The sequence below is a fragment of the Streptomyces sp. NPDC088706 genome (assembly GCF_044752765.1).
Lineage (GTDB): Bacteria > Actinomycetota > Actinomycetes > Streptomycetales > Streptomycetaceae > Streptomyces.
Genome location: NZ_JBIVLW010000003.1, coordinates 110561 through 124105, shown reverse-complemented (window position 1 = coordinate 124105; position 13545 = coordinate 110561). Strand labels below are relative to the sequence as shown.

Genomic DNA, 13545 nt, shown 5'->3' with positions numbered 1-13545 from the left:
CTAACGTGGTTCTCGTCGAACCGAACGAAGGAGATCCGCCATGACGATCCTGGTGACCGGGGCCACGGGAACGGTCGGCCGTCGAGTGGTCGAGCAGCTGCTGGAGCGCGGCGAGCACGTCCGGGCCGTGACCCGCGACCCGGCGCGCGCCGAGTTCCCCGCGGGCGTCGAGGTCGTCCGCGGCGACCTCGCCGACCCGGCCTCGCTGGAGAGCGCGCTGGAGGGCGTGACCGGGCTGCACCTGATCACCTTCGACGGCGGGCTCTTCGCCCCGCTGACGACCGGCGAGGAGATCATGGAGCTGGCCCGCGGGGCGGGGGTGCGCCGGGTGACCGTGCTCAACGGTGGCGGCGACACCCCTCTGGAGAGCGCGGTGCGCGCGAGCGGGCTGGCGTGGACCGTCGTCATGCCGGTCGAGTTCATGGCGAACGCACTGGAGTGGGCGCCCGACATCAAGGCCGGGGGCGTCGTCCGCGAGCCCTTCGTCGACCGGCTGAGCGCGGTGGTCCACGAGTCCGACATCGGCGCGGTCGCCGCGGCGGCGCTCACCGAGGACGGCCACGGCGGCCAGGTCTACCTGATCACCGGACCGCAGGCGCTGAGCGTCGGCGACAAGGTGGCCGCCCTCGCGGCGGCGCGGGGCCAGGAGATCGAGCTGGTCGAGCTGACCGAGGAGGAGGCGCTGGCCGGCTGGCGGGCCAAGGGGATGCCCGAGGACGTCATCGCGTTCCTGATCGAGGTCTACCGGGACACCCCGCCCGAGGGGAGGACGGTGATCGACACGGTCCGGGAGGTCACCGGCCGGCCGGCCCGGACGTTCGCGCAGTGGGCCGAGGAGAACGCGGAATCCTTCCGTCCGTGACCTGCGGGAATCCCCTGGGAAGCCCTCGGGAACCCCTCGGGGCGGCGCCGGGGGGCGCCGCCCCGGGGCGCGCGTAGGGGCGCGTAGTCCTTGAGAGGGATGCCCCGGAATCAGCATCGATAGGGACGACCCGCATGTCGCCGCCGCCTACCGTGGAAACGTGACCGAGACCCAGACGAAGACCAGTAGCCCGGAGTTCCGGGTGGCCGCCGGCGCGATGGACGGCCTGCGGGAAGACCTCTTCCGCCACGTGCTCGCCTACCGCCCGTTGCCGCCCCTCTCGCCGGAGGGGCGGTTCATACGCCGGCTGCCCGAGGGGCTGAAGCGGGCCGTCGTCTGGACCCCGCACGCCCTGGTGCTGTTCGCGGCCTTCATCGTGCTGGTGGCCGGGTTCGCCGAATGGCGCTTCCGCCTCTTCATGGGGCTGGTGCCCGCGATCGCGGTCGCCATGACCCTGATCAGGCCGGTCGCCGCGTTCTGGGCCTCCTGGGTGACGACGCTCTTCTGCGCCCTCCTGGGCAGCGACGGGCTGTGGGGGCCCAGCGCCTTCATGGCCCAGGTGGTGGTCCTGGTCGTCGTGGCGGCCCGGACCCGGCCCCGCACGGCTGCCTGGATGTGGCTGCTGACCCTGATGTTCGGGATCGTGCTGGAGGGCGGGGACCCGTCGATCACCGCGCCCATGGCCGTCCTGACCGCGTTCGCGCTGCTCGTGGTCACCGTGGTCCAGGTCCGCAGCGATGCCGCGCGGGAGGTGCGTGACGCCGAGCTGGAGGTCACCGTGCAGCGCACCGTCACCGCCGTCGAGCGTGACCGGCGCACGCTGCTGGAGGAGCGCACCACCATCGCCCGGGAGCTGCACGACGTGGTGGCCCACCACATGTCGGTCGTCGCCATCCAGGCGGAGGCCGCCCCCTACCGGGTGGAGAACCCGCCGCCCGAGCTGGAGCAGGCCTTCATCACCATCCGGGAGAACGCGGTGGCCGCCCTCACCGAGCTGCGCCGCGTCCTCGGAGTCGTACGGGCGGAGGACTACGAGGCCCCGGACGCCCCGCAGCCCACCCTCGCCGTGCTGGACGGGCTGCTGGACAACGTCCGCGAGACGGGCCTGGAGACGGAGAAGGTGATCACCGGGGCCGTCCGCGAGCTGCCCCAGGGCGTCGAGTTGTCGGCGTACCGGATCATCCAGGAAGCCCTCAGCAACACCCTGCGGCACGCGCCGGGGGCCGGGGCCCGGGTCGAGATAGCGTACGTGCTCGGCGGGATCGGGCTGCGGATCGTCAACGGGCCCCCGGCCGGCCTGGTCAAGCCGTCGCCGGGGGCCGGGCACGGGATCACCGGGATGCGGGAGCGGGTGGCGATGCTGAACGGCGCGATGACGGCCGCGGCGACGGAGGGCGGCGGGTACGAGGTCGCGGTCTTCCTGCCCGTACCGCCGGCGCAGAGCGAGCCGGACGAGCCGGGCGACCGGGGCACCGTGGCGCAGACGCTCGTCATCGAACGGGACGGCGGCGCATGAGCACCACCGCCACCGGCACGGGAACCGCGGGGTCCGGCGCCGGCACCGACATCCGGGTCCTGATCGTCGACGACCAGATGATGGTCCGCGAGGGCTTCTCCGTCCTGCTCAACGCGATGCCCGGGATCACCGTCGTGGGAGAGGCGGTGGACGGCCGCCAGGCGGTCGCCCAGGTCGCCGCCCTGCGCCCGGACGTCGTCCTGATGGACATCCGGATGCCGGAGATGAACGGCATCGAGGCGACCCGCGAGATCGTCGCCCAGGACGCCGACGCCAAGGTCCTGGTGCTGACCACCTTCGACCTGGACGAGTACGTGTACCAGGCGCTGCGGGCCGGCGCCTCGGGGTTCCTCCTCAAGGACGCCTCGGCCCGGCAGCTCGCGGACGGGGTACGGGTGGTGGCCTCGGGTGAGGCGCTGCTCGCGCCGACCGTGACCCGGCGCCTGATCACCGAGTTCTCCAAGCTCGCGGAGGCCCCCCGGACACCCGCCCTCGCCCGGATCGGGGACCTCACCGAGCGCGAGACGGAGGTGCTCGTCCTGATCGCGCAGGGGCTGTCCAACGCGGAGATCGCCTCGCACCTGATCGTCGCCGAGTCCACGATCAAGACGCACGTGAGCCGCATCCTGGTGAAGCTCGGCCTGCGCGACCGGACGCAGGCGGCGGTGTTCGCGTACGAGGCACGGCTGATCACGCCGGGGTAGGGCGGGGCACGGCTGGGCGCCCCGGGGTAGGGGCCATGCCGGGTCCCTCGCGGGAGGCGGCGGGCGAGGGCGAGCGCTTTCGCCTGCCCCCTTGTGCTCGCGCCGGGCGCGGGTAGCGTCGGGCCATGCACGTGTCCTTCGACCCCTGGTCGCCCGCGTTCGTCGCCGATCCCTACCCCGCCTACGCCGCCCTGCGCGCCGCCGGCCGGGCCCACTGGTTCGAGCCGACCGGGCAGTGGCTGATCCCGCACCACTCCGACGTGTCGGCACTGCTGCGCGACCGGCGCCTGGGCCGTACGTATCTGCACCGCTTCACCCACGAGGAGTTCGGCCGCACCCCGCCGCCCGCCGCGCACGAGCCGTTCACCACGCTCAACGGGCAGGGGCTGCTCGACCTGGAGGCCCCCGACCACCCCCGCATCCGGCGGCTGGTCTCCAAGGCGTTCACCCCGCGCACGGTCGAGAACCTGGTCCCGACCGTACGGCGCCTGGCGGCCGGGCTGGTCGACGCGTTCGTGGCCGAGGGCGGCGGTGATCTCCTCGCGCAGGTCGCCGAACCGCTGCCGGTCGCCGTGATCGCCGAGATGCTGGGCGTGCCGGAGGAGGACCGCGCGCCGCTGCGGCCCTGGTCGGCGGCGATCTGCGGGATGTACGAGCTGAATCCCTCCGAGGAGACGGCAGCGGCCGCCGTCTCGGCGTCGGAGGAGTTCTCCGCGTATCTGCGCGGGCTCATCGCCGAGCGGCGCAAGGCCCCCGGCGACGACCTGATCTCGGCGCTCATCGCCGCCCACGACGAGGGGGAGCGGCTGACCGAGCAGGAGATGGTCTCCACCTGTGTGCTGCTGCTGAACGCGGGCCACGAGGCGACGGTGAACACCACGGTCAACGGCTGGCGCACCCTCTTCCACCACCCGGAGCAGCTGGCCGCCCTGCGCGCGGCACCGGCGACGCTGCCGACGGCGGTGGAGGAGCTGCTGCGCTACGACACCCCGTTGCAGCTGTTCGAGCGGTGGGTGCTGGACGACATCGAGGTCGACGGCCAGGTGATCGGGCGTGGGGCGGAGGTGGCGCTGCTGTTCGGTTCGGCCAACCGGGACCCGGAGCGGTTCACGGACCCGGAGCGGCTGGACCTGACCCGGCCGGACAACCAGCACGTCTCGCTCGGCGCGGGCATCCACTACTGCCTGGGAGCTCCGCTGGCACGGCTCGAACTGGCGGCTTCTTTTGGAGAGTTGCTCCGGAAGGCGCCCGCGATGCGGTTGACGGCGGAGCCGGAGTGGCAGCCGGGGTTCGTGATCCGGGGGCTGAAGGAGCTGATGGTGGAGGTATAGGCGAGTCGCGCCGACCCTCTGCGGCGGTCGCGCCGGCCCTCTGCGGCGGTCGCGCGGGCCCCCCGCGGCAGCCGAGGCGGCCCCCCGCGGCAGCCGAGGCGGTGCAGGGCGGGCGCCGCTACGTCAGCGGGTACGACGTCCGGCCCGAGGCCTCGTCGATCTCGTCGTGCGCCTTGGTCAGCAGCTTCATCGCCAGCTCGTTGAGCGCCCGCGCCCCCGCGATCTCCTCGCCCACCCGCTGCTGGTCCACGTCCGACGGGTGGCGGCTGGCGTAGCCGTGGGCGCGCATCTCGGTTCCGTCGGAGAGGCGGACGAGGGCCGCCGCACGGGTGCGGTGGGAGTCCTCCTCGAATTCCAGCTCGATGTGCCATCCGACAGCGATCCTGGTCATGACGCTCACCTCCGCGGCCGATTCCCTACCTACCCCTTCAGCGTGGACCCGCCGCCCCGTCCGCGCTCGCCGGGAGGGGCAGCATCAGCCCCCAGGCACCCGCCCGCACGGTCCAGGTCCGGGTCCGGACCGGGCCGCCGGTCTGTATGTCGGCCCGGTAGCGGAAGTCCGCGCCGGAGACGGTGACGGCCTTGGCCACCACCGTGACGTCCTCGCCCGCCGAGGTGCGGACGACGACATCGGCGAGGCCCCCGTCGCCCTGGGAGAGCACCGAGACGCCCCGCACCGGCGCGTCCAGATCGCTCAGCAGCACCCCGTCCGCCTCGACCCGCAGCCGGTACGTCCCCGGGGGCGCGGTGGCGGCGGTCGGGGCCGCCGGGCGGACCAGGGACGTCATCAGGGAGCGGCAGGTGTCCCAGACGGCCGTGACGCCCGTGTGCGGGGCGTCGGCGAGCAGCGTGGGAGCGGGGATGCGCAGCCGGCCGAGCACCACGCCGTCGCTGTCGTCCACCAGCAGGTCCAGGCGCCGCACCGCCCCGTCCAGCGCCGTCCGCGCGGCCGCCACCGCGCCCCGGGGCACTCCGAGTGCGTGGGCCACCTCCAGGGCGTGGGCGGCTCCCACGGGGATCAGGGAGAGGACGCCCCGGGCCAGCTCCCGTTCCCGGTGGAGCTGGGCCACGGCACGCAGCAGCGCGTGGTCGTCGCCCACCACCACCGGGCGGCGCGAACCCCGCCGGGACAGGGCGCGGGCGAACTCCTCCGGGGTGTCCGGGAGGCAGATCTTGGCGTGCGAGCCGGCGCTCAGCACGTCCCTGGCGATACGGACGGACTCGCCGTCGGTCCGGCGGGCGACCGGGTCGATGACCACCAGAAGCTGGTCGTCGCCGTCGCCGGGGGGCTCTGCAGCCGACACCTGGGTCCTTCCTCGGGTAGCATCTTGGTGCAAGAGCCCCTTGCGCTATTGCGCCAGGGGCTTCGTCTATTCCGGGGCACCCGGTTCGACGGCTCAGGCTTTGCCGTACATCGTCGTGCGGCAGGTACGACCTTTACGTACGCCCCCTGACCTTGGACATGCCCCGCCCGGAAGGGGTGTACGCCTGTGCCCGCACTTGTGCTGCTCGGTGCTCAGTGGGGTGACGAGGGCAAGGGGAAGGCCACCGATCTCCTCGGTGGATCCGTGGACTATGTCGTGCGTTACCAAGGCGGAAACAACGCCGGTCACACGGTCGTCGTGGGCGACCAGAAGTACGCACTGCATCTCCTCCCCTCCGGAATCCTGTCGCCGGGCTGTACCCCGGTCATCGGGAACGGTGTCGTGGTCGACCCAGCGGTCCTGCTCTCCGAGCTGAGCGGTCTGAACGAGCGAGGCGTCGACACGTCCAAGCTTCTGATCAGCGGCAACGCTCATTTGATCACTCCGTACAACGTCACGCTCGACAAGGTGACCGAGCGCTTCCTCGGCAAGCGCAAGATCGGCACGACGGGCCGCGGTATCGGTCCGACCTACGCCGACAAGATCAACCGGGTGGGCATCCGCGTCCAGGACCTCTACGACGAGTCGATCCTGGAGCAGAAGGTCGAGGCCGCCCTGGAGCAGAAGAACCAGCTCCTGGCCAAGGTCTTCAACCGCCGGGCCATCGAGGCCGGCAAGGTCGTCGAGGACATGCTCCAGTACGCGGAGCAGATCAAGCCGTACGTCGCCGACACGACGCTGATCCTGAACGATGCCATCGACGAGGGCAAGGTCGTCCTCTTCGAGGGCGGCCAGGGCACGCTGCTCGACGTCGACCACGGCACGTATCCCTTCGTCACCTCGTCGAACCCGACCGCGGGCGGCGCCTGCACCGGTGCCGGTGTCGGCCCGACGAAGATCAGCCGCGTCATCGGCATCCTCAAGGCCTATACGACGCGTGTGGGCGCCGGTCCGTTCCCGACGGAGCTGCACGACGAGGACGGCGAGGCGCTGCGGCGCATCGGCGGCGAGCGCGGTGTCACCACCGGCCGTGACCGCCGGTGCGGCTGGTTCGACGCCCCGATCGCGCGGTACGCGACCCGGGTCAACGGCCTGACCGACTTCTTCCTCACCAAGCTGGACGTGCTCACCGGCTGGGAGCAGATCCCGGTCTGCGTGGCGTACGAGATCGACGGCAAGCGCGTCGAGGAACTCCCGTACAACCAGACCGACTTCCACCACGCGAAGCCGATCTACGAGAACCTGCCGGGCTGGTCCGAGGACATCACCAAGGCCCAGACCTTCGACGACCTGCCGAAGAACGCCAAGGCGTACGTCAAGGCCCTGGAGGAGATGTCGGGCGCCCCGATCTCCGCGATCGGCGTCGGCCCCGGCCGGACCGAGACGATCCAGATCAACTCGTTCCTGTAGGCGGCGCCTGCCCGAGCGACGACAGGGCCCCCGGACCACTGCCCGGTCCGGGGGCCCTGCCGTGTCCTACCCCTGGGGCACGGTGGCCGCCGGAGGGCTCCAGCGGCCGGAGCGGGCGGGCCCGGACGGGACGCCGTACTCCTTCTTGAGGTGCTCGGGGATCGCGTAGTGCATGACGCGGCCCCGGGTCAGGGAGGACAGCTCCAGCACGCTGGTGAGGTGCCCGATCCGGTCCAGGGCCCAGGCGCCCAGCGGGGAGCGGTCCTCGATGGTCTCCAGGACCCCGAGCAGGTGCGGGACGGCTTTGGCGACGGTGTCCCAGGGCGTACGGGGCACCTCCAGCCAGTCGGCGCAGGTGTCGCCGACGAGGTGGCGGATGAGGGCGGAGACGATCGGGTCGAAGAAGGTGCCGGGGACGACCTCCTCGTAGAGGTCGATGAGCTGCCGGGTCAGCAGCGCGCCCTCCGGGGAGGGGCCCATGTGCCGGATCATGTAGAGGTCGAGGAACGCGCGGGCCTCGGCCAGGGTCTTCGGCACGGCGTCCTGGTTGACGCCGAGCATGGCGCCTACCACCCGCCAGGCGTAGGAGTAGGCGTCCGCGCCCTCCTCGGACATGTGGATGCCGAGCCGGTGCAGGCTGTCCAGGACCAGCATCGAGAAGAACATCTGCCCGCCGATCATGTCCTCCTGGCAGATCGGCACCCCCGCGCTCTCCACGTCCCAGATGCCCTCGCGCCGCAGGTGGTGGCGGATGGAGGCGTGCAGGAGGCGGACCTTCTGCGCGGCCGGGATGAAGCGGCTGCCGGCCTCGAAGGCGTCGGGCCGCATCAGGTACACGGTGAACTGGCCGGTCTCCGCCATCCGCTTGGACGGATAGCTCAGCCCGTGCGTCGCCGACAGCAGCTTCGCCACGTGCGGGACGACGTAACAGGCGGGCATGGAGGCGAAGGAGAGGGCGGTGGAGATGTGCACGTTGTTGTCGATGAAGAACAGCCGGGCCTTCTCCATCTCACCCCAGTCCACCCAGGACGGCGGGGCGGCGGTGGCGTTCAGGTACTCCCGGGCCACGTCCGGCAGCCCGTCGGGGAGCGGGGCCCCGGCGGTGGAGACATAGCGCATCAGGGTGTTGAACGTGCCGACCTCCCCGCGCTCGAAGAGGGTGGCGACCGTGGCGTCGGCGAGTTCGTCACCGCTCAGCCGCAGGGCGTCCAGCGACGCGCGGGTGTAGGTCGGTGCTTGGGGCGTGGGTGCCTGGGTCATGGTGGCGCTCCTTGTCTCCTCGTCTCCGTGCTTCCGTGCTTCCGTGCTTCCGTGCCTCCGTGCTTCCGTGCCTCGGGGGGTCAGGAACGGCGGACGGCCGCCGAGTGCGCCAGGCCGCTGAGCGCGCCGGCGGCGGGGCCGGGCAGGTCCAGCTCGTCGAGCGCGCGCAGCGCCTCCTCGACCCGGCCGGTGATCATGTGCTCGATGCGCTCGGGGGCCTTGAGGCGGTGCATCACCTCGCGTACGGCCTCGGCGGCGTCGGCGGCCGGGAGGCCGGTGCCGGGCGTGAGCAGGGTGCGCAGGCGGGCGCGGTCATCCTCCCCGGCCAGCCGCCAGCTCTCCGCGAGCAGGGCGGTCGGCCGGTGGCCGCGTACGTCGTCGGAGCCGTCCTTGCCGGTGAGCTCCGGGTCCCCGAACAGGCCCAGCAGGTCGTCCCGCAGCTGGAACGCCTCGCCCAGCGGCAGCCCGTACGCGGAGCAGCCCGCGCGCAGCCGTTCACCGGCCCCGCCCAGGAGCGCGCCGATCAACAGGGGCTGCTCGACGGTGTACTTGGCGGTCTTGTAGCGGACGACCTTGAGCGAGGTCGCCGTGTCGGGGGTGGCGGCCCCGGTGTGCAGGATCTCCAGGCACTCGCCCGCGACCAGCTCCCGGGCCAGCGCGGCCCAGATCGGGCGGGCCCGGCCGAGGTAGGCGGCGGGCAGGCCGCTGGTGACGTAGAGCTGCCCGGCCAGCGATATCAGCAGATCCCCGACCAGCATCGCCAACGACCGTGCGGCCAGACCGGGTTCGGGGTGATGATCCACCGCGTCGCGCAGGGCCAGGTGCGCGGTGGGCCGGCCGTGCCGCAGCCGGCTCTCGTCGATCAGGTCGTCGTGGACGACGGCCGCCGCGTGCACCAGCTCCATCGAGGCCGCCGCCCGCACCAGTGCCTCGCTGTCGGGCTGCCCGGCCGCGCGCCAGCCCCAGTAGCAGAACGCCGCCCGCAGCCGTTTGCCGTCCGCCACCGCCGCCTCCACCGCGTCGGCCACCGGGCCCAAGGAGGCGTCGACCGCGGTGAGCCGGTCGGCCTCCTCGGCGGCGAAGCGGTGCAGCACCTGGTCCACCCGGGCCTTGAACGCGCCCGGCTGCCACCCCTCAGGCACCGTCACCGGCCCGGCCGCCGTCACCGGAGCGCTGGGCGATCACCTGGCGTGCCAGCACTTCCAGATGGGCCAAAGGCGCTCCCGCGTACCGGTCGAGCGCGAGGCGGCCGCGCGCGATCAGGTCCTGTTCGGCCTCCGCCGCCAGCTCGGCCGTGTCCGACCGCCGCAGCAGTCGCCGTACGGAGCTGAGGGCCGCGCCCGCCGTGCTCACGGCCAGCTCCGCGAGGCCCGCCGCCAGCAGCACCGCCCGCTCGTCCAGTCCGCCCCTGTGTGTTTCCGCAGTTCGTTCCACGCCGTCCCCCAGCCGTAGTGCGTCCGGGGCGGCGCCGCGTTCGTACCGCCCTTTCCGAGTCTTGCCGGGGGTGCCTGCCGGAGCCGGGGAAACTCACCAACGAGTGATCAGCGCCTTCCAAACCCGCGACCGCCCGGCGGTCGGGAGCGTTCCGCATGCTGGACACGCCCCCAAGTTTTACCTTCGGCCCCGACCCCGGCCGCGGGGTGGTCCGGCTGGACTTCGCCTGCCATCGGGCCAGTTGAGGGGTCTGCTGGCATCGTTGTCACGGGCGTCGACGGGGTGCGCGGGGGTGCGGGCATCTGCGCGAACTCTGGTCTAGACCTTGACAGGTCCAGACCATCATCGCTTGAGTGTCGGCACCCCCACGGCGGCGCACGGCCGGACGTCGCGCCGCGTCAAAGGAGTGTGATCACGTGATCCGACGTGTCCTCAGCCTGCTGGTCGCGCTCGGCGCGGTCGTCGCGGCGCTCGTCGTCCTCCCCGCCGCCACCGCGCAGGCCGCCACCTGCGCCACGGCCTGGAGCTCCTCCGCCGTCTACACCAACGGCGGCAACGTCTCCTACAACGGCCGCAACTACACCGCCAAGTGGTGGACCCAGAACGAGCGGCCGGGCAGTTCCGACGTCTGGGCCGACAAGGGTGCCTGCGGCACCGGCGGGGGTGGTGAGCAGCCGGGCACCGGCTTCGTCGTCAGCGAGGCCCAGTTCAACCAGATGTTCCCGAACCGGAACTCCTTCTACACCTACAGCGGCCTCACCGCCGCCCTCAGCTCCTACCCGGCCTTCGCCAACACCGGCAGTGCCGAGGTGAAGAAGCGCGAGGCCGCCGCCTTCCTGGCCAACGTCAGCCACGAGACCGGCGGACTGGTGTACATCAAGGAGATCAACGAGGCCAACTACCCCCACTACTGCGACCGGACCCAGCCCTACGGCTGCCCGGCCGGCCAGGCCGCGTACTACGGCCGCGGCCCCATCCAGCTGAGCTGGAACTTCAACTACAAGGCCGCCGGTGACGCGCTCGGCATCGACCTGCTGAACAACCCCTACCTGGTCGAGCAGAACGCCTCCGTCGCCTGGAGGACCGGCCTCTGGTACTGGAACACCCAGAACGGCCCCGGCACCATGACGCCGCACAACGCCATCGTCGACAACCGCGGGTTCGGCGAGACGATCCGTTCCATCAACGGCTCGATCGAGTGCAACGGCGGCAACCCGGCACAGGTCCAGAGCCGGATCGACAAGTTCACGCAGTTCACCCAGATCCTCGGCACCACCACCGGCTCGAACCTGAGCTGCTGATCCACCGCGGGTGAACCACCCCGAACGGGGGGTGCGTCCGGCCACTGCCGGGCACACCCCCCGTTTCGCCGTTCCGGGGCCCCTGGGCACAATCGTCCGGACAGCGCCGGCCCCGCTGTGACGCGGACCACGGGAACCGGGCGGCCGCCGCGGAGAGGTACCGGGCGTGGAGCACAACGAACAGCCGGCGCACCCGGCGCACCCGCCCGACGACCCGGACGACGCCCGCGTACGCGAACGCGTCCGCGCGGGCGACCGGGAGGCCTTCGGCGCCCTCTACGACCGGTACGCGAGGTCCGTCTACAGCCATGCCTGCCGCCTCACCGGTGACCTCTCCGCCGCTGAGGACGTGATGTCGGAGACCTTCCTCGCGGCCTGGCGCACCCGCGAGCAGATCGACCCGGAAGGCGGCCCGCTGCGGCCCTGGCTGCTCGGCATCGCCACCAACAAGGCGCGCAACCACCGGCGCGGGGTCGGCCGCCGGCTGGCGTTCCTGGCCCGGCAGCCGCAGCCGGCGGAGACCGAGGACTTCGCGGACGCCTCCGCCGAGCGGCTGGACCACCAGCGGGAGCTGGCCGCCGTACGGGCGGTCCTGGACCGCCTGCGGCAGCCCGAGCGGGAGGTGCTGGCGCTCTGCGTCTGGGCCGGGCTGGACTACGCGCAGGCGGCGGCCGCGCTGGGCGTCCCCGTCGGCACCGTACGGTCGCGGCTCTCCCGGGCCCGTACCCGGCTGCGCGGCCTGGCGGGCGAGCACCTGGAGCGGGAGCGCGGGGAAGCGGCCCGGGAACGGCGGGAACCGGGCCGGGGCCGCGGAGAGGTAGGAGGCAGGGCGGCATTCGTCGCCCTGCCAGGAGAGGGGGGACCGCGATGACCGCGACCACGGGTACCGACAACGGCCGGGACGACCGCGCCGAACTGGCGCGGCTGCTGCCGCCCGCCACCGGATTCGCCCTTCCGCCGGGCCGCCACGAGCACCACAGGGAACGCCTGATGAACCAGATCGACCACGACACCGCCGCAGCCGCCGCCCGGGACCGCGCCCCGGACCGCGCGTCGACCCGCGCCCAGGGCGGCACCCCTGGCCGCACATCGGGCCGGCCGCAGGCCCCCGCCCGTCCGCGTCTGCTGCGCCCGTCCTTCCTGGCCCCGGTCGCCGCACTCGCGCTGGCCGGTGCGCTGGTGGCCGGCTACTCCGCGCAGGGCGGCGGCGAGGGCCCGGCACGGGCGGGCGGCGGTGCGTCGGCCCCGGAGCGGGCCGGGGACGCTCAGCCGGTGGCCCTGGTGCTCGGCCGGATCTCGGACGCGGCGGCGAAGAGCGGGGCCGGGCCGGTCGGCGACGACCAGTTCGTCTACGTACGCAGCCAGGTCCAGGCCGGCGACCTCACCAGCGGCAAGCTGGTGACGGGCCCGCCGACGGAGCGGGAGATCTGGTACGCGCAGCAGCCCGGCCCGCAGAAGAAGCTCGGCTTCATCCGACAGGACGGCGAAACCCTCCCCATCAACGCCGAGTTGGGGGACGCGGAGGGCACCCGCGAGGGGCTGCACCGGCCCACCTACCGCTGGCTGGCCGCGCTCCCGACCGACCCGCGGCAGCTGCTGGACCACCTCACCGCGCTGACCCCGAAGGACGAGGGCCAGGAGCACGCCCAGGCGGTGTTCGAGAACATCGGCCACCTGATCGGTGAGACCGTGCTGCCGCCCGAGACGGCCGCCGCGCTCTACCGGGCCGCGGCCCTGATCCCCGGCGTGACCGAGGCCCCCGACGCGGTGGACGCGCTGGGCCGCCACGGGGTGGGCATCGCCCGCGAGGACACCCGGCACGCCACCCGCTCGGAGTGGGTCTTCGACCCGGAGGGCCTGGCCTTCCTGGGCTCGCGCACCTTCCTGACCAAGGACACCGAGATCGGCGGGAAGGGCGCCCTGCTCGACGCCGAGGCCGTGCTCAAGCGGTCCGTGGTGGACGAGGGCGGGGTCCGGCCGCAGGGCTGAGGCCCCCGTCCCGGCCGCCACACGCACGCCCCGGGCCGCAGCACGCACTGCTGTCCGGGGCCGGAGCGCGAACGGCCGCCCCGGGCGGGACGCCCGGTACCGGTGGCAGCGACCACCCCCGTGAGTCGCTGCCACCGGTTCCGGAACGGCACGTTCGGACCATAGATCGGTGGGTAGGGGCACGGGGAGGTTCAATGCGCCCAGTGTGGCGCAGGCGGGGGTAACAGTCCGCACAGTGGTGATCGGGGGATCATGTGCGAGCACGGCAACGGGCCGACGACCTGCTCAGGATGCAGCGCCTGGCCCGGAACGGCGGGACGGCCGAGCTGCTGCGCTGGCTGGCGGGGCGCGCCGACGGGTGGGCCGCGATCGTG

13 protein-coding genes are annotated in these 13545 nt (G+C 72.8%); 8 read left to right on the top strand and 5 right to left on the bottom strand.

Going from position 1 to position 13545, the window contains the following annotated elements; all coding sequences use genetic code 11:
* The first annotated feature begins 40 nt into the window (after positions 1-40).
* The 4 genes from ACIQAK_RS10045 to ACIQAK_RS10030 all read left to right on the top strand — a co-directional run bounded on the left by ACIQAK_RS10045 (position 41) and on the right by ACIQAK_RS10030 (position 4413).
* Positions 41-862 (top strand): NAD(P)H-binding protein, encoded by an 822-nt coding sequence (locus ACIQAK_RS10045; RefSeq protein WP_366388874.1) that lies wholly within the window; start codon positions 41-43, stop codon positions 860-862.
* A gap of 160 nt (positions 863-1022) precedes the next feature.
* Positions 1023-2378: a histidine kinase gene (locus ACIQAK_RS10040; protein WP_366388875.1), complete on the top strand. Its 1356-nt coding sequence runs from the start codon at positions 1023-1025 to the stop codon at positions 2376-2378.
* Positions 2375-3082, top strand: coding sequence for a response regulator transcription factor (locus ACIQAK_RS10035; protein WP_366388876.1), 708 nt, complete (start codon positions 2375-2377; stop codon positions 3080-3082). Before ACIQAK_RS10040 ends, ACIQAK_RS10035 begins: the two co-directional genes overlap by 4 nt.
* A 125-nt stretch (positions 3083-3207) precedes the next feature.
* Complete coding sequence (locus ACIQAK_RS10030; protein WP_366388877.1) at positions 3208-4413, top strand: cytochrome P450; 1206 nt, start codon at positions 3208-3210, stop codon at positions 4411-4413.
* 118 nt (positions 4414-4531) lie between these two features.
* Here the strand turns inward: ACIQAK_RS10030 and ACIQAK_RS10025 are convergent, their stop codons facing one another.
* Complete coding sequence (locus ACIQAK_RS10025; protein WP_366388878.1) at positions 4532-4804, bottom strand: DUF1876 domain-containing protein; 273 nt, start codon at positions 4802-4804, stop codon at positions 4532-4534.
* A 37-nt stretch (positions 4805-4841) separates the two neighbouring features.
* The gene (locus tag ACIQAK_RS10020) at positions 4842-5717 is read right to left on the bottom strand and encodes a diacylglycerol kinase (protein ID WP_366388879.1); all 876 of its coding nucleotides are present in this window, start codon (positions 5715-5717) and stop codon (positions 4842-4844) included.
* A 186-nt stretch (positions 5718-5903) separates the two neighbouring features.
* Here ACIQAK_RS10020 and ACIQAK_RS10015 point away from each other — a divergent pair, with 186 nt between their 5' ends.
* Entirely contained in the window at positions 5904-7187 is a 1284-nt protein-coding gene (locus ACIQAK_RS10015; RefSeq protein ID WP_366388880.1) for an adenylosuccinate synthase, read from the top strand.
* Positions 7188-7253: 66 nt separating this feature from the next.
* On the opposite strand, the gene ACIQAK_RS10010 is transcribed toward ACIQAK_RS10015, so the two are convergent.
* The 3 genes from ACIQAK_RS10010 to ACIQAK_RS10000 form a co-directional block, all read right to left on the bottom strand.
* Positions 7254-8447, bottom strand: a complete 1194-nt coding sequence (locus tag ACIQAK_RS10010; RefSeq protein WP_366388881.1) for an oxygenase MpaB family protein — start codon at positions 8445-8447, stop codon at positions 7254-7256.
* An 80-nt stretch (positions 8448-8527) separates the two neighbouring features.
* Positions 8528-9595: a polyprenyl synthetase family protein gene (locus tag ACIQAK_RS10005; RefSeq protein WP_366388882.1), complete on the bottom strand. Its 1068-nt coding sequence runs from the start codon at positions 9593-9595 to the stop codon at positions 8528-8530.
* The gene (locus ACIQAK_RS10000) at positions 9582-9881 is read right to left on the bottom strand and encodes a hypothetical protein (RefSeq protein WP_366388883.1); all 300 of its coding nucleotides are present in this window, start codon (positions 9879-9881) and stop codon (positions 9582-9584) included. The genes ACIQAK_RS10005 and ACIQAK_RS10000 overlap by 14 nt, the downstream gene beginning before the upstream one ends.
* A 416-nt stretch (positions 9882-10297) precedes the next feature.
* Between ACIQAK_RS10000 and ACIQAK_RS09995 the strand changes: the two genes are divergently transcribed.
* From ACIQAK_RS09995 to ACIQAK_RS09985, 3 genes are all read left to right on the top strand, one after another.
* Positions 10298-11182 carry a glycoside hydrolase family 19 protein gene (locus tag ACIQAK_RS09995; RefSeq protein WP_366388884.1) on the top strand — a complete coding sequence of 295 codons (885 nt, stop codon included), beginning with the start codon at positions 10298-10300 and terminating at the stop codon, positions 11180-11182.
* Positions 11183-11348: 166 nt separating this feature from the next.
* Complete coding sequence (locus tag ACIQAK_RS09990; RefSeq protein ID WP_366388885.1) at positions 11349-12053, top strand: RNA polymerase sigma factor; 705 nt, start codon at positions 11349-11351, stop codon at positions 12051-12053.
* The gene (locus tag ACIQAK_RS09985) at positions 12050-13171 is read left to right on the top strand and encodes a CU044_5270 family protein (protein WP_366388886.1); all 1122 of its coding nucleotides are present in this window, start codon (positions 12050-12052) and stop codon (positions 13169-13171) included. Before ACIQAK_RS09990 ends, ACIQAK_RS09985 begins: the two co-directional genes overlap by 4 nt.
* The last annotated feature ends 374 nt before the right edge of the window (positions 13172-13545 follow it).